General features: G+C 64.1%; 16 protein-coding genes and 1 pseudogene. 8 read left to right on the top strand and 9 right to left on the bottom strand.

Features of this window, described 5'->3' with window-relative positions; translation table 11 throughout:
* Positions 1–8: 8 nt before the first annotated feature.
* Together AL346_RS16015 and AL346_RS16010 are read right to left on the bottom strand one after the other, a co-directional pair.
* Positions 9–998 (bottom strand): SDR family oxidoreductase, encoded by a 990-nt coding sequence (locus tag AL346_RS16015; RefSeq protein WP_082312543.1) that lies wholly within the window; start codon positions 996–998, stop codon positions 9–11.
* Between the two features lie 39 nt (positions 999–1,037).
* Positions 1,038–2,165, bottom strand: a complete 1,128-nt coding sequence (locus AL346_RS16010; RefSeq protein WP_026014911.1) for an iron-containing alcohol dehydrogenase — start codon at positions 2,163–2,165, stop codon at positions 1,038–1,040.
* A gap of 349 nt (positions 2,166–2,514) precedes the next feature.
* Between AL346_RS16010 and AL346_RS16005 the strand changes: the two genes are divergently transcribed.
* Positions 2,515–3,459, top strand: coding sequence for an NAD(P)-dependent oxidoreductase (locus tag AL346_RS16005; RefSeq protein WP_040403645.1), 945 nt, complete (start codon positions 2,515–2,517; stop codon positions 3,457–3,459).
* 285 nt (positions 3,460–3,744) lie between these two features.
* Positions 3,745–4,740: a TRAP transporter substrate-binding protein gene (locus AL346_RS16000; RefSeq protein WP_019400923.1), complete on the top strand. Its 996-nt coding sequence runs from the start codon at positions 3,745–3,747 to the stop codon at positions 4,738–4,740.
* A 173-nt stretch (positions 4,741–4,913) separates the two neighbouring features.
* Here AL346_RS16000 and AL346_RS15995 read toward each other — a convergent pair whose 3' ends face one another.
* From AL346_RS15995 to AL346_RS15965, 7 genes and pseudogenes are all read right to left on the bottom strand, one after another.
* Entirely contained in the window at positions 4,914–6,899 is a 1,986-nt protein-coding gene (locus tag AL346_RS15995; protein WP_019400922.1) for a hydantoinase B/oxoprolinase family protein, read from the bottom strand.
* A pseudogene (locus AL346_RS25845) lies at positions 6,896–8,943 on the bottom strand (hydantoinase/oxoprolinase family protein). The gene AL346_RS15995 and the pseudogene AL346_RS25845 overlap by 4 nt, the downstream one beginning before the upstream one ends.
* A 94-nt stretch (positions 8,944–9,037) precedes the next feature.
* Positions 9,038–10,075 (bottom strand): extracellular solute-binding protein, encoded by a 1,038-nt coding sequence (locus tag AL346_RS15985; RefSeq protein WP_019400920.1) that lies wholly within the window; start codon positions 10,073–10,075, stop codon positions 9,038–9,040.
* Between the two features lie 44 nt (positions 10,076–10,119).
* Positions 10,120–10,944 carry an ABC transporter permease gene (locus AL346_RS15980; RefSeq protein ID WP_026014909.1) on the bottom strand — a complete coding sequence of 275 codons (825 nt, stop codon included), beginning with the start codon at positions 10,942–10,944 and terminating at the stop codon, positions 10,120–10,122.
* On the bottom strand, positions 10,941–11,819 hold the full coding sequence (locus AL346_RS15975) for an ABC transporter permease (RefSeq protein WP_019400918.1): 879 nt from the start codon (positions 11,817–11,819) through the stop codon (positions 10,941–10,943). The genes AL346_RS15980 and AL346_RS15975 overlap by 4 nt, the downstream gene beginning before the upstream one ends.
* A complete protein-coding gene (locus AL346_RS15970) occupies positions 11,816–12,973 on the bottom strand; it encodes an ABC transporter ATP-binding protein (protein ID WP_019400917.1) in 1,158 nt (385 codons plus the stop codon). The genes AL346_RS15975 and AL346_RS15970 overlap by 4 nt, the downstream gene beginning before the upstream one ends.
* A 119-nt stretch (positions 12,974–13,092) precedes the next feature.
* Complete coding sequence (locus AL346_RS15965) at positions 13,093–13,731, bottom strand: helix-turn-helix domain-containing protein (RefSeq protein ID WP_019400916.1); 639 nt, start codon at positions 13,729–13,731, stop codon at positions 13,093–13,095.
* A gap of 234 nt (positions 13,732–13,965) precedes the next feature.
* Between AL346_RS15965 and dapA the strand changes: the two genes are divergently transcribed.
* The 6 genes from dapA to AL346_RS15935 all read left to right on the top strand — a co-directional run bounded on the left by dapA (position 13,966) and on the right by AL346_RS15935 (position 20,011).
* On the top strand, positions 13,966–14,865 hold the full coding sequence (dapA, locus tag AL346_RS15960; protein WP_053193851.1) for a 4-hydroxy-tetrahydrodipicolinate synthase: 900 nt from the start codon (positions 13,966–13,968) through the stop codon (positions 14,863–14,865).
* A gap of 11 nt (positions 14,866–14,876) precedes the next feature.
* Complete coding sequence (locus AL346_RS15955; RefSeq protein ID WP_019400914.1) at positions 14,877–16,304, top strand: FAD-binding oxidoreductase; 1,428 nt, start codon at positions 14,877–14,879, stop codon at positions 16,302–16,304.
* A gap of 128 nt (positions 16,305–16,432) precedes the next feature.
* Positions 16,433–17,281: a transporter substrate-binding domain-containing protein gene (locus tag AL346_RS15950; RefSeq protein WP_019400913.1), complete on the top strand. Its 849-nt coding sequence runs from the start codon at positions 16,433–16,435 to the stop codon at positions 17,279–17,281.
* A 94-nt stretch (positions 17,282–17,375) separates the two neighbouring features.
* Positions 17,376–18,041: an amino acid ABC transporter permease gene (locus tag AL346_RS15945; RefSeq protein WP_019400912.1), complete on the top strand. Its 666-nt coding sequence runs from the start codon at positions 17,376–17,378 to the stop codon at positions 18,039–18,041.
* Between the two features lie 12 nt (positions 18,042–18,053).
* Positions 18,054–18,815: an amino acid ABC transporter ATP-binding protein gene (locus AL346_RS15940; protein ID WP_019400911.1), complete on the top strand. Its 762-nt coding sequence runs from the start codon at positions 18,054–18,056 to the stop codon at positions 18,813–18,815.
* Between the two features lie 32 nt (positions 18,816–18,847).
* On the top strand, positions 18,848–20,011 hold the full coding sequence (locus AL346_RS15935; protein WP_026014907.1) for an alpha-hydroxy acid oxidase: 1,164 nt from the start codon (positions 18,848–18,850) through the stop codon (positions 20,009–20,011).
* The last annotated feature ends 198 nt before the right edge of the window (positions 20,012–20,209 follow it).

Here is a 20,209-nt window from a genome sequence, read left to right as displayed (position 1 = left end):
CCCCCCATTCAGGTACTGGCGCCGCCGTATTCCTGCGCGGCGCCACTTTCCCGTTCGTACTGTCCTGATGAAGCGGAAGGTCGGTGCAGGGAGAAGGCCCGGCCGGCACTGGCGGAGTTGCAGTTGCTGGCGCCGGTCGGCGTCGCCCCGCGCCTTGCTGCGCCTATACGATATCGTGCGATGCCAAGGGGGATCTGCAGGCTTCGCCAAGAGCCGGGCCAAGAACCGGGTCGAGGCGACGCTATCGGGGCATCAGAGCCCCCGGACACCGTGATCAGGGTGCCTGTCACGAAGCCGGACCCCGGAGACGCAAGCCACAGGGTCGCGCGCGCGATGTCTTCAGGCTCCGCGATCCTGCCCATGGGCGTTACCGCCGCAATCCTCGCCGGTCGCTCGGGGTTTCCGCCCTGCGTATGTATCCGCGTGTTGGTGGTGCCGACGCGTATGGCATTCACGCGGATGCCCTCCGGCGCCAGCTCCTTGCCCGCGCCGATGGAGATGGATTCGACCGCGCCCTTGCTCGCGGCGTAGTGCACATATTCGTTGGGGCTACCAAGGTAGGCCGCGAGGGACGACATGTTCACGATCGCCCCGCCCTTCCCGCCCCTACGGGTCGACATGCGTTTCGCGGCCTCCTGGATGCAATACATGACGCCGAATACGTTCACCCTGAAGGTTCTCTCCAGAGTTGCAGGCTGCAGATCCTCGATTCTGCAGGCGCTCCCGATGATCCCTGCATTGTTGACCAGGCAGGTCACCCGCCCGAGTGCATCGTCGCAGGCGCTGAACAGCGCCTGGATATCCTCGATCTTCCCCATGTCTCCCTGCACCGCGACCGCGCGGGCGCCTGCGGCCTTGCAGTCGTCAACGACCCTGGATGCAGCCGCAGCGTCCGAGAGATAATTTATGCAGACATCGTAGCCTTCAGCTGCGAACAGCCGAGCTGTCGCGGCGCCGATGCCGTGGCTTGCGCCTGTTACGATTGCAATCGGTCTCAAGGAATTGCCTCCCGCTCCCTGTCTGAGGGCGTTCCCGGCCTAGAAGACGGCCTCAAGGATCGCAGCGTAGTCTTCCTTGGTCAGCGGGCGTGGATTGGTGGGGTGGCTGTGATCTGCGATCGCCCGCTCACACACCCAATCGATGACATGCCGGGGCACACCCAGTTCGGACAATTTCGGCGTGATGCCCAGACTGCGGTTCAATTCGTCTAGCGCGTCCGCGAGCGTTGTCCTTTCAAGTCCTGCCAGGCTCTCGAGGTAGCGGACCTTTTCAGCCACGGCCTCGACCGTCACGTTCCACCGGACGACTGTCGGCAGCAGGATGGCGTTGAGCGTCCCATGATGGAGCTGCACCTCCTTCAGGCCACCCAGGGCGTGGCTGAGCGCATGCACGGCCCCAAGACCCTTCTGGAACGTCATGCCCCCTTCGAGGGCCCCCATCATGAGGTCGGTCCGCGCCTGCGCGTTCGAGCCATCCGCGTAGGCGACGGGCAAAGCCTTCCAGATGCGTTTGAAACCGTCGACGGCAATTGCCTCGGCAGGCGGATTGTAACGGGGAGAAAGGTACGTCTCGATGCAGTGGGACAGCGCGTCGATCCCCGTCGACGCCGTCAAAGCCGCAGGAAGCCCCATCGTCAACTCCGGGTCACAGATCGCCCTGCGCGGGATCAGATGGGGGCTGATGAACCCCAACTTCCGGCCATCATCCAGCGTAATCAGTGCTGCGCGCCCGACCTCGGATCCCGTGCCCGCGGTGGTCGGAACGGCCACGAGCGGCGCGACCGCGCCTGTGATACGTGCCACGCCGCCCAGGATCGCCGCATAGCGCTCAAGTTCGCCGTCGTGCGTGGCGAGCAGCGCAACACCCTTGGCCAGGTCAATCGGGGAGCCCCCGCCAATCGCCACCACCCCGTCGCAACCGCTTTGTCTGTATAGCTTCAGACCGGCTGCAACTGCGCCCTCGGTCGGGTTGGAGGGGACGTCCAGGAAGGTCGGCGCGGTGTTCAGAAATGCGAAAGCACGGCGCTGAAGCAGGCCAGCGGCCCGGACTCCGTGATCGCTGATCACCAGGGGGTTCGACACTCCGAGTTCGCGCAACGTTTCCGCTAACGACTCGGCCGCCCCAAGCCCGAAACTAATGCTCGTAAGATAATTTATAGTATTCACGCTGCGCGTATTCACGCTACCGATCTCCTCGATGTACCCGCCCCCAATGCACCGCCGCAGCCACCCGGTGGCACTCGGCACGTTTTGAGGAGCCGTGCAGAACGTGACGTCCCACCACTCTGGTCCACATTGTGGACATATTGCCCAAGCATCAATCGGAACGTTGCAAATGTCAAGCGTAGCGTTTCGCAAGCCCGCTGCTACGGCCATTGACAAGCGGCGTTATGAGCCTAACATCGATGTGGACATATTGACTACATTATGGACAGCTTGTCGGTGACGTTAGGGTTGCACTGATCCGCTCGCGGAAATTCGCGCCGGCGGTGACGTCCCGACGGGAGGAAAACCGTTGTCGAACCCCGCCGCGACCGTGCTGATACCAGGCTGGATGCACGAGCATGCACGGCGCATGCTCGGTACGCAGTTCAACCTGGTCGAAATCCCTGACGGGGACATTCACGCCCGTCTGCCCCAGGAGATACGGGCTTCAATTCGTGGTGTGGCCTGCCGTACCAGAATCGACAGTCAGTTCATTGACGCCCTTCCCAACCTGGAGATCATCGCCAGCTACGGCGTCGGCTACGAGGCCGTGGATGCTGCCTATGCACGCAGCAAGAACATCATCGTGACCAACACCCCTGACGTCCTGAATGAGGAGGTCGCCGATCTCACATTGGGGCTCCTTGTCAGCGTCGTGCGCGAGATACCAAAGGCGCACGCCTTCGTCCGCGAAGGCCGCTGGAAGACGTCGGAGTACCCGCTCAGCCGCAACACGCTGCGAAACCGCAGGGTAGGTATTTACGGAATGGGTCGGATCGGGCGCTGCATCGCCCGGCGGATCGAAGCATTCGGGCTTCCTGTCGCCTACTATAGCCGGCGCCCGGCCGACGGAGTCGCGTACGACTACTGTCCCTCGCTGCTCGAACTTGCCCATGCCGTCGACGTGCTCATCGCCACCGTTCCCGGGGACGCTTCGACCGCAAGGACCGTGAATGCCGACGTGCTGTCTGCCCTTGGACCGGAGGGCGTGTTCATCAATGTCGGCCGCGGAACTGTGGTGGACGAGGATGCATTGATCGACGCCCTGCGGACAGGAACCATTGCGGCCGCCGGTCTCGATGTCATTGCGGATGAGCCCAATGTCTCGGATGACATGCTGGCGCTCGATAGTCTGACGATCTTGCCGCACATCGGATCCGCGTCGGTCGCGACGCGCACCGCAATGGCTGACCTCCTCGCGCGGAACTTGATCGCCTGGTTCCAAAGCGGAGCGGCGATTACGCCTGTGCCCTAGCCCCCGATCGACAGGGAGGGCCGCGCGCCCTCAACCGGCGCGGCGGGCACGGCGTTTGCCCGACGCCAGCCATCTCGTCGCCGTGCGACGGAGCGTACCGAAGGAGCGTTGACAATCGGCGAGTAGTCTACCCATCATATCTTGCTGGACAATACGCCCATATTGTGGACGCCCCTTTTCCAGTTCAGCGTTTGGGGGCGCAATAAACGAAATACCGGACTTGTTCGCGTCTGAGGACAATCCGCACATCCTGGTTCCGTGAACCATCCTGGGGAGGAGAACTCAATGAAACATTCGCTTCTGACTGCGGCAGTTGTCGCGGGCCTTCTGGCCGCCGCTCCAGCCATGGCCCAGAGTGCCCGCCTGGGCTACGTGCCCACGGAAGATCATCCGGTGGGACAAGCTTCGCGTTATTTCGCGAAGCTTGTCGGAGAGAAGACCGGCGGTCGCATCACCATCGAGACCTTCGGCAACGGGGTGCTCGGCAGCGAGCCCGAGATGCAGGCGTCGGTTCAGGCCGGCTTCATCGACATCATGGTTGGCCCGACGCCCAATCTGGTAGGCGTCGTTCCGGAATTCATGATCTACGACCTGCCGTTCTTCTACAAGGACTTCGCCGCGGTGGATGCCGTGATGGACGGTGCTGTCGGCGAGCGCCTGTTCTCGCTGCTAAAGGAAAAGACCGGCATCGTGGGCCTTGCCTGGTGGGACAACGGGTTCCGCCACATGACCAACGCCATTCGCCCCGTCAATACAGCGGAGGATATGGCCGGGCTTAACATCCGGGTCATCCCTAACCCGCTGTTCATCGCGACCTGGAAGGCTTTGGGAACCAATCCGACGCCGCTTCCCTGGCCTGAACTTTACGCCGCTCTCGAGAATCGCGCGGTCGACGGTCAGGAGACCCCCTACGCCCTGATCTACACCGCCAGGTTCTATGAAGTGCAGAGCCATCTGGCCAAGACGGGCCATGTCTATACGCCGTTCGTCCTCCTTGCCAGCCAGAAGTGGTTTGGAAGCCTGTCGGAGGAAGACAAGGCGCTCGTCATGGAAGCGGCAAAGGAGTCGGCAACCTTCCAGCGGGACGTTTCTCGCAAGTCGGCGGAGGATCTGGAGCAGGAACTCGTGGCGAAGGGCTTCAAGATTACCCAGCCCACGCCCGAAGCCCTCGCAGCCATGCGCGAGCGCGTTGCACCTGTCGTGAAGGAATACAGCGAGAAGATCGGCGCGGATGTGGTCGAGCAGGCACGAGCGGCTATGGCTGCAGTCGCCGGTCAGTAAAGAACATGCCTATGTCGGCGATGCGGTGCAGCGCCGCATCGCCACGTCTTTAAATGCAATCGGATCTCGAACTCATGGTCATTATTTGGCCAACGCAATATTCGCGACACAGATCGTCGCCTCAAGTAAGAGCCGATGATCCGGTGTGACCGGCATATGCGATGGTCGGTCCCCTACGAAGCCTTCGGGAGATCGGCGAAGCGGTCTGTCACCTGAGTGTAGGCTCTATAGACCTCATCCACGCCATCTGATCCGTCGACGGGCGGACGCTGAATCTGCCGGAAGATTTCGTGCTTGACGAAGTAGCGCCATGTCACGGGAAGCTTAGCCAGAAGGCCAGTCAAAACACCATAGCGCGCTTCAGTCCACACCGCCTCGAAGGCCAACCTACCCGGACCGTGTCCAAACTCGGCCCAATCGGCGTCGCTGCGCATTTGTCCGCGCAACTGCGTGGTCGCTGGCTTGTCGACCCCGCCATCGACCGCGATAACGACACCGTAACCGCTCTTCGCCCGATCCGCCGAAACCAACCCTCGCCGAACGTCGGCAAGCACCTTCTCGATGGGCCGGTCCAGCGGCGAGCCGTAGCCCCCGCCACCCGGCCCTTGGATCAGGATGACGTCGCCGGGATTGCATTTCACCAGATCCTGCGATCCGAGCTCGATAGCGCCCGCCGTACCGGGATTCTTGACGAAGCGCGAGACGGCGCCCGAGCGACCGCCACGTAGCCCCCAGGCAGAAATGACGGAGCGGTCCCGGTTGCGGGCGGTCACCATGGACTGGGGCTGGTCGAGCTGGAGCTCCATTTCGAGGCCGGTCCCGCCGCGATACTTGCCTGGACCGCCTGAATCCGGCACGAGACCATAGCGCTTGATGCGAACCGGGATCTCGGCCTCGCTGATCTCGACCGGCGTATTCTTCAGGAAGGAGAGATTGGCGCCGCTTCCATCGGCGCCATCGCCGAAGGCGCTGCCGCCGGCGCCGCCGCCGACCGGGCCGACAGAGGCCATGATGGGCCGGCCCGCGCGCGTGCTGGTCTTGATGTTCATCAACGTGACGGAACTTGCCGGAGATGCCGGCATGCGATCCGGCAAGGCACGGCAGAAGGCGCCGAGGGTAACCGTCTGGGCAAGGGTGCAGGCGAGCGTCCGCATGCCGACGGCGACGGGCTCGACCGCATTCATGATCGTGCCTTCCGGCAGGATCGCGCGCGTGGGTCGCATCAGCCCCGCATTCAGCATCATCGTCGGGTCGAGGCAGTAGAGCGCATAGACCGTTCCTACCGTCACCAGCGCGTGGCGTTCCTTGCCGCCGGTCGGCATGTTGTGGGAGGTGGCCAGCTGCGGGTCGGAGCCGGTGAAGTCCAGCGTCAGCGTATCGCCATGCACCTTCAGCGTCACGGCGACGCGGACCGGATAGCCGCCGGCCTCGTCCTCGTCGGCATAATCGGCGAAGAAATACTCGCCGTCAGGAATCTCCCGGATGACGGCGCGGGCCTGATTGTCGGCGTAGTCGAGCAACTGGTCGAGGCCCGCGACGAAATTGTCCTTGCCGAAGCGGTCGAGGATCTCGTGGATCTTGCGCTCGCCGACATTGGCGCAGGCGATCTGGGCATTGAGGTCGCCCCGGTTCTGCTCGGGCAGCCGAACATTGTGGGCGATGATGTCGAGCAGGTCCTTGTTCAGCACGCCGCCGCGCATCAATCGCATCGGCGGAATGCGCAGGCCTTCCTGCTGAATCTCGGTCAGCGTGCGCGAGAGGGTCGCGGGGACTGCACCGCCGACATCGGTGTTGTGGATGTGATTGCCGACGAAGCAGACGATCTCGCCATCGCGGAAGACCGGCTTCCACATATGGATGTCGGGCGTATGCGTCGCGACATGGCCGGCGTAGGGGTCGCTAGTGATGCAGATGTCGCCTTCCTGATAGTCGAAGCGCTTGATCACATCGCCATAGTCGAGGCCGGTATACCACGTCGCGCCGAAGGTTTTGGGCGAGGCCACGGTCAAACCGTCGCGGGTCAGCACCTGGCAGGAGAAGTCCTCTGTCTCCTTGACGAAGGTGGAATAGGCCGTACGCATCAGCGTCCAGCCCATGCTCTCGGCGGCGGCCGCGCAGTAATTGGCCAGAACCTGCAGCGTGGTGTTGTCGAGTTTCACGGCCGGATCTCCGGAACGATGCGAAGGTTGGCATATTCGTCGACGCTGACAGCCATGTTCGGCAGGACGACGGTGGTGCAGTCGTCCTGGGTGACGACGGCCGGGCCCGCGAAGCTCTGGCCGGGCTTCAGATCGCTCCGGGCAAAGACCGCGACGCTGCGCAGCGCTCCGTCGAGCCAGACCTCGGCATGGCGGCGGGGGCTTGCGGCTTCCGAGACCAGCGCGTGGCGCTTGAACTCAGGGCGAGCGGTGCGCCCGCTGATGACGAGCCGCAGCGAGATGATCTGCACCGCCGCGGTGGGATCGCTGTGACCGTAGACACGTTCGTGTTCGGCATGGAAGGCTCGCGCCAAGGCAGCGGTGTCATCGGCAACGATCGCGGCCGGATCCAGCGGGGTGTCGAGCTCGAAGGACTGGCCGCGATAGCGCATCTCGGCCGAATAGATCATGTGGCTTTCACCGGAATAGCTCTGATCCTCGTGCAGCCACGCTTTCGCCTTGGTCTCCAGCCGGGCGAACTCGCCGCGGATCGTCGCCCCCATGTCGGGAACGAGATCGCTGTAGAGCGTCTTGATGAAGTCGTTCTTGATATCGGCGATCAGCCCGCCCAGTGCGGACAGTACGCCCGGTGTCGGCGGCACTACGGTCTCGCGCATGTTGAGCTCACGCGACAGGAAGCAGGCCATCATCGGGCCGGCGCCGCCGAAGGCGAGGCAGGAGAAGTCGCGCGGATCGATGCCGAAACGCGAGACCAGCGCGCTGACGTCTGTGTACATGCCGGAGACGGCGATGCGGATGATCGCCTCGGCGGTTTCCTCGACCGTGCGGCCGAGCTTGGTCGCGAGTTCGCCGACGACCGAGCGTGCCTTTTCCCGGTCGATGCTGACGGCCGAATAACCGATCTCCGACAGGCCGACGAGGCCCAGCGCCGCAAAGGCGTCCGTGATGGTGGCGCGCTCGCCGCCACGACCATAACAGGCAGGGCCGGGGCGCGAGCCGGCGCTTTCCGGGCCGACCTTGAGCACGCCCTGAGCGTCGACCCAGGCGATCGAGCCGCCGCCCTCCCCGATCGAGCTCACGGAGACCGAGGGGATGTAGATCTGGAACTCTCCGATCAATTCGCCGACGCCGTATTGGGGCTGGCCGTCGACGATGACCGCGACGTCGGCGGACGTGCCGCCGATATCCAGGCTCATGCAGTTCTTGATGCCGGAAACCTCGGCGACGTAGGCGGCTCCGATGACGCCCGAGGCGGTGCCGGACAGGATCATCTGCACGCATTCGCGCTTGCCCTGCTCGGCGGTCATGACGCCGCCGTTGGACTTGGTGAGCCGCGGCTCTGGCGTGACGCCTGCCCTCTTCAGCGCTGACTGCAGAGAGCCCAGATAATGCGAGACGCGCGGCTGCACATAGGCGCCGATGGTGGCCGTGATGGTGCGCTCGTACTCACGGATGATCGGCCAGGTCTCGCTCGAAGCGAAGACCGGGATTTCCGGAGCGAGCCGCTCGGCGGTCGCCTTGACCGCCTCCTCATGGGCGGGGTTGCGATAGGCGTGCAGAAGCGAGACGACGATGCCCTCGCAGCCCGCGGCTTTGGCCGCCTCGACCGCGCGGATCACGCTCGCCTCGTCGAGCGGGCAATCCTCGGTGCCGTCGGCCAGCAGGCGTCCGCCGATGCCGAAGACGAGATCGCGCGGGATCAGTGGATCGGGGCGCCTGGAGAGAAGATTATACATGTCCGGGATCTTGAGACGCGCGACCTCGAGGACGTCACGGAAGCCCTCGGTGGTGAACAGCGCGAGCTTCAGCCCCTTGCGCTGGATCACGGTGTTGATGCCGACCGTCGTGCCATGGGTGAAATAGGAGACCTCGGCGGGGGTGATCCCGTAGCGCTCGCCAATCAGCCTGAGGCCTTCCATGACCTCCGCCCCGGCTGGTCGGGACGGGAGAAGGTCTTCAGCGTCTTCAGGCTCTGCGTCCCTTCATCGAACACCGCGAAATCGGTGAACGAGCCGCCGATATCGACGCCCACACGATAGCCCATGGAAACCTCCAGATGGTCTCGGGCGCGAGCGCGCGCTTGCGGCGCCGCGCTCGCGGATCAGAATGGGCTGCCGCGGCCGGCAGCCCCGCCAGGCTCAACGGCCGATGTCCTTGTTCCAGGTCTCGACCCATTTCGGCATCGCGGCCGGGATCTCGGCGAAGGGCGGCCAGCGCACGTCCTCGAGCTTGGGCATTCGCGCCTTCTGCTCGGGCTTGTACTGCGCCTTGGTGCTGGCGACCGGATATTGGATCGCGGCGGCCCAGCAGGATTGCGGCTCGGACGAGAACAGGAAGTCGATGAACTCCCAGGCGGCCGGCGACCCGTTCTTGACCTTCTGCACCACCGTCGGGCTGACGACGCCGCCCGGCGCCGGATAATAGAAGTTCAGCGACTTGAAGCCGCCATCGCGAGCGGCCCAGGCCCGCCCGTCCCAGTAGATGCCGATATCGGCCTCGCCCGACTGCATCTGCGTCAGGAACTGGTTGACATCGTTCCAGAAGATCACGTTGCCGCTGTCGCGCAGGGCCTTCATCTTGGCGATAACGGGCGAGATGTCGCCGACCTTGCCGCCGAGCACGTCGTTGAAGTTCCAGATCACGGCGGTCGGCGTCGTGCTGGCGACGTTGATGCCCGGGAGGGCTGCCTGCCATTCACCCTTGAGCGTGCGCTCGATGAATTCGGCCCAGCTCTTCGGCGGATTCTTGATCTTGGCCTCGTTATAGGCCAATCCGGCCGCACCGTAATGCAGCACGACGGCATCGCCGCCGACGACCTGCTTGAGCGGCTCCGGGACGTCGGCGAGGTTGGAGACCTTGGCCGGGTCGATCTTCTCGACGAGGCCCCGCGCCTTCGCGTCCTCGGCGCCGTCGATGAGCGTCAGGAAGACGTCGATAGGCGGCTTGGCCGGGTTGGCGGCAACCTGATTGACCCATTGCGCCGGCGTGCCGAGAACCACGTCGACAGTCTTGCCGGTCTTCTTCTGGAAAGGCTCGACATAGCAGGTCCGCAACGACTTCTCCCAGACACCGCCGAAAGCGGTGACTGTCAGGTCGGCGGCGCGGGCGGGCATGGCAACCGTGAAAGCCAGCCCCGCAAGCGCGAGCAAAGGCCGATAAGGCTTCAGCGTCTTCATGGTGGTTCTCCCCATTTTTGGATGTTGTGCGGTGTGCCGCTTCGTCACGACGGCGAGCTCATGAATTTCAGGCCGACGGTGCGCTCGATCAGCAGCAGGGCGACCAGTGCGATGATCATCTGGACGGTGCCGATGGCGGCGATGGCGGGGTCGAACTGGTTCTGCAGGTAGCTCAGCATCACCACAGGCAAGGTGTTGGTCTGAGCGCTGCCGAAGAAGAGCGACAGCGACAGGTTGTCGAGCGAAATCAGCACCGCGAACAGCATGCCGCTGAAGATTCCGGAGCCGATCAGCGGGAGCGTCACATAGGTGAAGGTCTGTCGTCGCGAGGCGCCGAGGATCGCGGCCGCCTCTTCGTAATTGCGGCCGATTCCGCGATAGACCGCGACCACCGTGCGCACGACATAAGGGATCGAGACGACAGTATGGGCGATCAGCAGCGAGGTGAAGGAGATGCCGAGCCCAATCGCCGAGAGCTTGTAGAGCAGAGCGATGCCCAACAGGATCATCGGGATCGAGAGCGGCGCCAGCAGGACGGTCGAGACCAGATCGGCGAGGCCCGAACGGCTGCGGGCGAGCGCAAGCGCCGCCGGCACGCCGAAGAGCGCGGCGAGGACGGCCGATGCGCCCGCCAGCTTTAGGCTGAACCAGAGCGAATCGAGCAAGGGCCGATATTCCAGCAGCCGATGGTACCAGCGCAGGGAATAGCTGGTGACCGGAAAGGCGATGATCTCGGAATCCCCGAAGGAGACGAGGACCACGAAGACGATCGGCGCCAGCAGGAAGGCGAAGAAGATCAGCACGAAGGCGAGCAGCAGCAGAATAGGCAATCGCCGTTCAAGCCTGCGCCAAGACGCGGTCGCGGTCATGAGGCGCCTCCATCCCGCCGGATCAGGCGCAACTGGAGGAACAGCGAGATCACGGCCAACACCAGCAGGACATTGCCCATGGCGGCGGCGAAGCCGAGATTCTGGACAAGCAGGAACTGCTGATAGATCAGCAGCGGCAAAGTGACGACGCTTCCCCCGCCGAGCAGGAGCATCGTCAGGAAGCTGCCATTGGCCAGCATGAAGACGACGATGGCGCCGGTCGCGATGCCGTCGAGGCTGAGCGGCAGGGTGATCTCGCGGAAGGTGCGCCAGCGGCTGGCGCCGAGCAGCTCCGCAGCCTCCTCCAGACGCGTATCGATGCCTTTCAGCACCGCCGCGATCGAGATGACCATGAACGGCACCAGCACATGGACGAGGCCGACGATGACGGCGGACGGGTCCTGCAGAAGCCGCAGGGGACGTTCGATCAGGCCCAACGACATCAGGGTACTATTGAGCACGCCGTTGCGGGCGAGGATCACGTTCCAGCCGAAGGTGCGCATGATGATCGAGGTCAGCAGCGGCGCGACCAGGAGGAAGATCATCAGCCCGTTCCAGCGCCCGGCGTGACGGACCATGAAAAAAGCGACGGGATAGCCGATCAGGATGCAAATGATCGTCGCGAGCAAGCTGACCCAGATCGTCCAGCCGAGCACACCCAGATAATAGCCGTCGGTGAACAGGCGCACGTAATAATCGAGCGAGAAGACGGGTTCGCCCGCAGCATCGGGTACGTAAAGGCTCTGGAGGCCGTTCTCGGCCAGCGGCAGCAGGAAAAACAGGAGGAGGAAGATCATCGCCGGCAGGACCGGCCAGAGACCGGCACCGAGAGCCCGGCGGCTGCGCCGGATTGCTGTCGCCGCGGCGGCGGTCACGCCGCGCCCTCGCGCACCGGTTCATCCTCGAGCAGCCGGGCCGTACCCGGCAGCCAGGACAGGCCGACTTCCGCCCCGACCGGCAACACCGTCTCGCCGACCGGCCCGGTGATCTGCCGATAGGCCATCAACGGCCGGTCGAGACCGGGCCGTTTCAATTGGAAGACATGCGCCGCGCCGCGGAAGACATGACCCGAGACCGTCGCACGCGGCTCGTCCGCACCAGCCTGCGTTGCGGGCGCGATGCGCAGGTGCTCGGGCCGGATCGCCACGAGAGCCGTGCTGCCGGCCGGGCGAGCGGGGGCATCCGCGACAAAGAACCCGCTTCCCGCGTCACCAGGAAGCCGCAGCCGTAGGCCGCCCCCTTCCACTCCCGCCACCGTGCAGGCGATGATGTTCGAGGTGCCGAGGAATTCGGAAACGAAACGGGTGCGTGGATGCTCGTAGACCTCGGTCGGCGAGCCAGCCTGCAGGATCCGGCCGCGGTCCATCACCACGATCATGTCGCTCATGGTGAGCGCCTCCTCCTGATCATGCGTGACCAGAAGCGTGGTGATCCCGATCTCCCGCTGAAGCTGGCGGATCTCAAACTGCATCTGCTCGCGCAAGTTCTTGTCGAGGGCGCCGAGCGGCTCGTCGAGCAGCAGCATCGAAGGTTCGGTCACCAGCGAGCGAGCCAGAGCGACGCGTTGCTGCTGGCCGCCCGACAGCTGATGCGGATAGCGATCGGCATGCTGGGGCAGATGCACGATGTCGAGCATGCGGCGTGTCCGCGCTTCGGTCTCGGCCCGGTTCACCCGCGCCATCCGCAGCCCGAAGGCGACGTTCTGCGCCACCGTCATATGCGGGAACAGACTGTAGTTCTGGAAGACCATGCCGAGCTTGCGCCGCTGCGGCGGGTCATAGGTTCGGTCCTCGCCGCGGATCAAGACCTGTCCGGCATCCGGCAGCTCGAAGCCCGCGACGATACGCAGGGTCGTCGTCTTGCCGCAGCCGGAGGGACCAAGAAGCGAGCAGAGCGTCCCGGCCGGAACATCGAAGGAAGTCGGCTGGAGCGCGGCGACGCTGCCGAACGACTTACGCACGTCGCGCAGCCGCAGCCCCGGCTCGCCCGCTGTGACGGATGACTGCGCCTTTAGCGTCGCTTGCGTCATGGTCCCTCTCTGATCGAGAGGCTAACCCAAGTTTTCTCGCAGGCAATAATAAAATTCTGAAACGACAGAAATTTTCTGAAACGACATATTTTTGGAAGCCCGCGGCTCCGGCGGGCGGGCTACAGATCGACCAGCACCCACAGGACGACAGCGTTGGTTTCGCCCTTGGAGGTCCAGGTGTGCTCGGTCGTGGCGTCGTAATAGACTGAGTCCCCCTTGTTTAGCTCGAGCGGCTCGTACAGCCGGCTGTGCACGACAAGCGTACCTTCCAGCACCATCACGAAGATTTCTGCCTCGGATTTCGCCCAGGCTGCATATTCATCCGGTGACCGCGCCGTCACGGTGGTCAGGATCGGAGTCGCGCGCTTGTTCTTGAGGTCGGCACAGAGCAGCACGTTGTTGCACGTGCCTGTCGCATGCTTGCTTCCGCTCCCGGCGCGGCTGATGCTCCGCCGTCCCGGGAAACCGGGCGCAGTCCCGTTTTCTTCACTGGATAGCAGGGTCGCCAGTTCGACTTCGAGCCCCTGCGCAATGCGCTGCATCGTGGAAATGGTCGGAGACAGTTCGTTTCTCTCGATCTTCGAGAAAGCCGAAGCGGAGACGCCCGTGAGCGCGCTGACGTCTTGCAGCGTCAGACGCCGACTCTTGCGTAACTTTAGCAGACGGGCGCCGATGTCGACGCCCTGCTCGTCGGCGCCACGGCCCGCCTCTGGCGGTTCGTTGGCGTCAGTCTGCTCCGCCCATGAAAGTTCCGGCATGCCGTTTCTCCGCCGCGTCGTCCAAGCTTCTGTCATAAGCGCCCAGCGAGGGCATGAAAAGAGATCGATCGCGATCACTGGTCTGTAATTATCGTATACGACATTTTTATAGCTTTTTGTTGACATGATCTCCTATGTGAAAGAGGCTTCAATCCCAACGATGCGCCGGCAGTGAACCGCGCGTGCTCGGCGAAGGGCCGAGCGTGGCGGTCGAACGCGGCAGGGATGGTTCACATGACGCTTACGCACGACCAGTTGAACGGCCTCTACACCGCGATCGTCACGCCGCTGACCGGCGACGGCGCTGTTGACGTAAAGGCGCTGCACCGGCTCGTCCGCTTCCAGCTCGATGCTGGAGCGGCGGGCATTGTGCCCATCGGCGGCACCGGCGAGTATCCCGCCTTTTCACGCGACGAGCGTCGTAAGATCGTCGCAGCCTGCGTCGAAGCGGCCGATGGCAAGCCGGTCATTCCGGGCGTGCTCTCGACTGGTTTCGAGGATGCTCTGGAGGCTGGACGCGACTTCGCCGCCGCTGGCGCCGCCGCGGTCATGACGGTCACGCCCTATTATGCGCCAGGAACCCAGGACGGGATGCGCGCTTATTTTCGGCGCTATCGTGATGCGCTCGACCTTCCCGTCATGCTCTATCAGATCCCGCGCCGAACAACGGTTGCGGCTTTTGCCGACACCGTCCAGGCCATGGCCGAGGACGGTTCGATCATCGGCATGAAGTATTCCTCCTACGACATGCCGGACTTCATCCGGACGGTGAAATACACCGGTGACAAGATCGCGATCCTGTCCGGCGAGGAGCCTCTCTTCGCAACCCATGTCGCGCTCGGCGCGCGCGGCGGCGTGCTGGCCTCTGCCACGATCTATCCGAAGATCTGGATCGAGATTTTCGAGCTGGCCCGCCAGGGCGAGCTCAAGGCGGCCCTGAAGCTGCAGGATAAGGTCGATCCGGTCGTCGACTCTATTTATGTCGAGACCAATCCCGGACCGCTGAAGGAATACATGGCCCTGGCTGGCATGCCGGTCGGCGGAGTACGCCTGCCATTGACAGGCCCCAGCGACCAGACGATGGCCAAGCTCAAGGTCGCTGCGGCGCAGGCCAAAGCCATCAGCCTCGCCTGAGGAGAGCGACCGTGCTCAACGCGCTTCGCGCCATCGTCGGCGACAAGGGCCTGGTCACTGACCCGGCCGAGATGGAGCCTTATCTGGTCGATTGGCGCCAACGCCGGCGAGGGTCTACGCTGGCCGTGGTCCAGCCGACGTCGACAGCCGAGGTTTCCGCCGTCGTCGCGCTGTGCGCAGCGCAAGAGCAGCCAATCTTTCCGGTCGGTGGCAATACCGGCCTTTGCTTTGGTGCGGTGCCAGAGAGCAATCGTCCCGGCAAGCCCGGCATCATGCTCTCGCTGAGGCGCATGAACCGCATCCGCGGCATCGACCGCGCATCCGGCATCGCGACTGTCGATGCCGGCGTTGTGCTTGGCGATCTCCACAATGCCGCGGCCGAGGCTGGGCGACAGTTCCCGCTGCATCTCGGCAGCGAGGGTAGCGCCCAAATCGGTGGCTTGATCTCGACCAATGCCGGCGGCACCAGCGTTGTTCGCTACGGTCCGATGCGGGATCTCGTGGCCGGCCTGGAGGTGGTCCTGGCCGATGGTCGCGTGCTCAGCGATCTCACCGCGCTGCGCAAGGACAATACGGGCTATATGCTGCGCCATCTCTTCATCGGCGCGGAAGGTTCGCTCGGGGTCATCACGGGCGCGGCACTGCGGCTACACCCGCAGACCCCGAACACAGCCCATGCCTGGGTGGCTGCCGCCGATCCGGCCGATGCGGTTGCATTGCTGGCAGCGCTGCAGGATCGAGCGGGTTCCTATATCCAGGCTTTCGAGCTGGTCTCGGCCTCGCAATTCGCGCTGGTGCGCAAGCATGCCGAACGTGCGCGCTTCCCCTTCGCCGAGATCCCCGCCTGGTCGGTCCTGATCGAGCTTGGCAGCGAGGATGCGACGACGGGTCTGCGCGACATCCTCGAGGAGGTGCTGGGCGCGGCGCTGGAGCAGGGCGAACTGCTCGACGCCGTGATCGCCACCTCGGAGCAGCAGGCCGCCGAGTTCTGGCACATTCGCCACTCGGTCTCCGAGGCCAACAAGAAGGAAGGCGCCAGTATCACGCATGACGTCGCAGTGCGCTCCTCCGAAGTCGCGCCCTTCATCAAGGCCGCAGACGAGGTGGCGGCGAAGCTGTTTCCGGACGCGTATAGCGAAGTTGTCTGCCATCTCGGCGATGGCAACGTGCACTACATCCTGATGTTCACCCACGCCTTCTGGGCGGCGCTGCCCGATCCGGAAGGCTTTGCGCTGGAGGTCGAGCGGGCAATCCACGATGTCGCGGCTCACTTCGGCGGCACCTTCAGTGCCGAGCACGGCGTGGGCCGCAAGCTCACCGAAGAGCTGGAGCGTCTTGCCGATCCGCTTCGCTACGAGCTGATGATCAAGGTCAAGGCGCTGTTCGATCCGCAGAACCTGATGAATCCGGGCGTGCTGCTGGCACCCGAACACAGCTGAAAGAACGACGGAAAAATCCGCTGCCGCCTTCGGTGAGGGGCGGAAGGTCTCGGATGCCCGCAGGGGAAGCGGGAGCCTGGCTCACCAACCATGACGGGGTTCGCCCCATAACGCCGGGAGAAGAATAAATGACGACACGCAGGGATCTGGCAGGCCTCATCGGTGCTGGCGCGGTGGCCGCCGGCGCATTCGCGCTGGCCTCCAACGGGGCAAGCGCACAGACCGCGGGAAAAAATACGTTCGACCGCATCATCACCAACAAGAAGCTCCGGCTAGGCGCCGTGACCTCGAGCGCGCCATGGTTCGTCAAGGACCCCGCCTCGGGCAAGTGGAGCGGCCATTTCTACACGATCGGCTCTGCGCTCGCGAAGGACATGGAGGTCGAGCTCGAGCTGGTGGAAACCACCTGGGGCAATGCGGTGCTCGACCTTCAGGCCGACAAGATCGACATCATGTTCGGCCTCAATCCCACACCGAAGCGCGCCATGGCCGTCGATTTCTCGGTCGGCGCCTATGACAGCGCGCTGGTCGTCATCGCCAAGCCCGGCTTCGAGCCGCAGAACTGGGCCGACATGAATAGGCCGGACGTGAAAATCTCGGTCGATGTCGGCTCAGCCCATGACCAGATTGCGACGCTCCTATGCCCCACGGCGCAGATCAGCCGCTTCAAGACGATCAACGAAGCCATGCTGGCGCTGCGCACCGGTCGTGTTGACGCCCAATGCATCTTCTGGATGGGCGGCGTGCGCGCAGTGAAGGCCGACCCCGGACTCGGCAAGGTGGTCGTGCCCCAGCCCTTCTTCGGCTCAACCTCGAACGCGGCCTTCCGCCGTGAATCGGACAAGACCTGGCGGGATTTCGTCAACACCTGGATCGTCTACGCGCGCGGCCTCGGTCTCGTCCGCAGCGCGGTCGTCGAAAGCCTGGAACAGGTTGGCGTCACCTCTGAAGACATCCCGGCGGGTATTACTCTCTGAGGACCGGCCAGCTTCCCGCCATGCGGGAAGCTGGCGCGCCAAGTTCGATCGACTTTCGTCTGAAAGGCCGCGCCACGCGCAGGCAGGGTTCAGCATGTCCTATACTTGGAATTTCGACATCGTCTGGAGCTATCGCTGGATCTTCCTGACGGGAACCGGCGTCACGATCGGTATTACGATCGCGGTCGTGCTGCTTGGGCTGATCGTCGGTCTGATCGCCGGCATCGCGCAACTCTCGCGCTCGCCTACGCTACGCTGGCTGTCCTGGGCCTATATCGAGATGTTCCGGCTGACCCCGTTGCTCGTGCTGCTGCTGTGGTTCTACTACGCCCTGCCGATCCTGACCGGGATCAAGCTGGATGCGATCACCGCCTCGATCGTGACGCTGACGCTCTATGGCGGCTCCTTCTATGCGGAGGTCATTCGCGGCGGCATCGTCTCGATCGAGCCGGGGCAAAGCGAAGCGGGGCTCGCGCTCGGAATGACGCCCGCACGGGTGATGCGCCGCATCGTGCTGCCGCAGGCGATCAAGCGGATGATCCCGCCGCTGATGAACCAGTCGATCATCCAGTTCAAGAACACCTCGCTCGTCTCGGTGCTGGCGGTGCCGGATCTGCTCTATCAGGGCCAGGTGGCGGCGATGGACACCTATCGCGCGCTCGAGGTCTACACGGTGATCGCAGCGATCTACGTCGTCGTGCTGCTGCCGCTGACGGCGATCGTCAAAGGAGCCGAGAAGCGGCTCGCCCAGAGCAATTGAGGGCGTAAGGCGATGAGCTACAAGATCGAGGTCTCCGGCCTGCGCAAGAGCTTCGGCGCGCTGGCGGTGCTGCGTGACATCAACCTCAAAGTCGAGCCCGGCCAGGTCGTGGCGCTGATCGGCCCGTCCGGCTCCGGCAAGTCGACGCTGCTGCGCTGCCTCAACCTGCTCGTCATGCCCGATGGCGGGCGCATCCGCATCGGCAAGGACAGCTTCGCCTTCGGCGACGGATCGAAGCTGCCGGCCACCCGCGAGCAGGCCCGTTTCCGCTCGAATACGGGCATGGTCTTCCAGCATTTCAACCTGTTTCCGCACATGACCGTCGTCCAGAACGTGATGGAGGGCCCGGTCTCGGTGAAGGCGCTGCCCAAGCCACAGGCCGAGGCGCTCGCCGGCAAGCTGCTCGCCAAGGTCGGGCTGAGCGACAAGGTCGACGTCTTCCCGAACAAGCTCTCGGGCGGTCAGAAGCAGCGCGTCGCCATCGCGCGCGCCCTGGCGATGGAACCGGAGGTCATGCTCTTCGACGAGGCAACCTCGGCGCTCGACCCCGAGCTCGTCGGCGAAGTGCTCGGCGTGATGCGCGATCTCGCCGCCGAAGGCATGACCATGATCATCGTCACCCACGAGATCGGCTTCGCCCGCGAGGTCGCCGACCGCGTCGTCTTCATGCGCGACGGCGTCATCGTCGAGGAGGGCCCGGCGCGGGAGATCATCGGCCAGCCGAAGCAGGAGGCGACCAGGATCTTCCTCAGCCACTTCCACAATCGCGGCTGAGCCGCGTCATTTCGTGCCGGCCGTGTGGAGCGATGACTGCACTCTCCGCTTTCACCCACATCCTGAATGTCGAGGACGCCCGCAATGCTGCGCGGCGGCGTCTACCACGTGGCTTGTTCGAGTATGTCGACCGCGGCTGCGAGGACGAGGTCTCGATTCTAGCCAATCGACGCAGGCTCGACGCCATCGCACTCTCTCCGGCGGTGCTCGTCGATGTCGCCCGGACGTCGACGGAAGCGGAGCTTCTCGGCAAGCGGCAGCCTTTGCCGCTCGCCATCGCGCCGACAGCGGTGGCCGGACTGGTCTGGCACGACGGCGAAATCGCCCTCGCGCGGGCGGCGGCGCGCGCGGGCATTCCATTCTGCGTTTCGACGCAGTCGATCACCTCGATCGAACGGATCGCGGCAGACTCCGGTGCTGATCTTTGGTTTCAGCTCTATGTCTGGAAAGACCGCCGGCGCACGCTGAACCTGCTGGATCGGGCCTGGGCGGCGGGAGCGGAAACGCTGGTCCTGACGGCAGATACCGCAGTCAGCCCGAACCGCGAATACAACCTGCGGAACGGCTTCGGAATCCCGCTCAAGGCCTCGTGGCGGGCCGGTCTCGATGTCGCCCTGCATCCGCGATGGGCGGTTGCGGTCATGCTACGCGCGCTGGCGACTTCCGGAATTCCGACCTACGCACATTATCCGGCGGAGTTCCGCACGCGGCTCGGCCGCGAGGCGCTCTCGGACGAGGTCAGCCTGGCGAAGGACGTAACCTGGGACGATGTCCGCCTGCTGCGACAACGCTGGCGAGGCAAGCTCGTCGTGAAAGGGGTGCTGCGCGTCGAGGACGCGCTGACGGCCTGCTCCCATGGCGTCGATGCCATCGTGGTCTCCAACCACGGTGCCCGCAATCTCGATTGCGCACCGGGACCGACAGAGGTTCTTCCGCGGATCGCAGAGGCCGTCGGAGACCGGTTGGAAATTCTTGCGGACAGCGGAGTACGACGAGGAGCCGACATTGCCCGCTTCCTGGCGCTGGGAGCTCGTGGTGTCATGATCGGTCGCGCCACGCTTTACGGCGTCGCGCTGGGAGGCGCCGAGGGAGCCGCCCGGGTGCTCGATCTGCTGTCAGCGGAATTGCAGACGACGATGGGAATGCTCGGCGCGCAGAAATTGGCTGACATTCGGCGGGTAGAGCCGTCTCTGTAATTTTGCCTTTTCTTTAACCTGCAGCCGCGCGGCAAGCCGACTTCGTCTTCATCGCTGGCCCTAATGGCGATCGAAATCGATCCGCCTTTGACGCCTTGGGCATGCGTTGCTGGCGAGTGGTGTCTCGTTCAGTGTCTCTTGGCACCATGGGTGTAGCGATGTCCGTTGCCCGGCGACGGCACAATGACCGCTTTAGGG

This window comes from Chelatococcus sp. CO-6 (assembly GCF_001271345.1).
Classification (GTDB): Bacteria; Pseudomonadota; Alphaproteobacteria; order Rhizobiales; family Beijerinckiaceae; genus Chelatococcus_A; species Chelatococcus_A caeni.
Note: the sequence above shows the minus strand (reverse complement) of the source record. Positions and strands in the feature narration are given on the sequence as shown.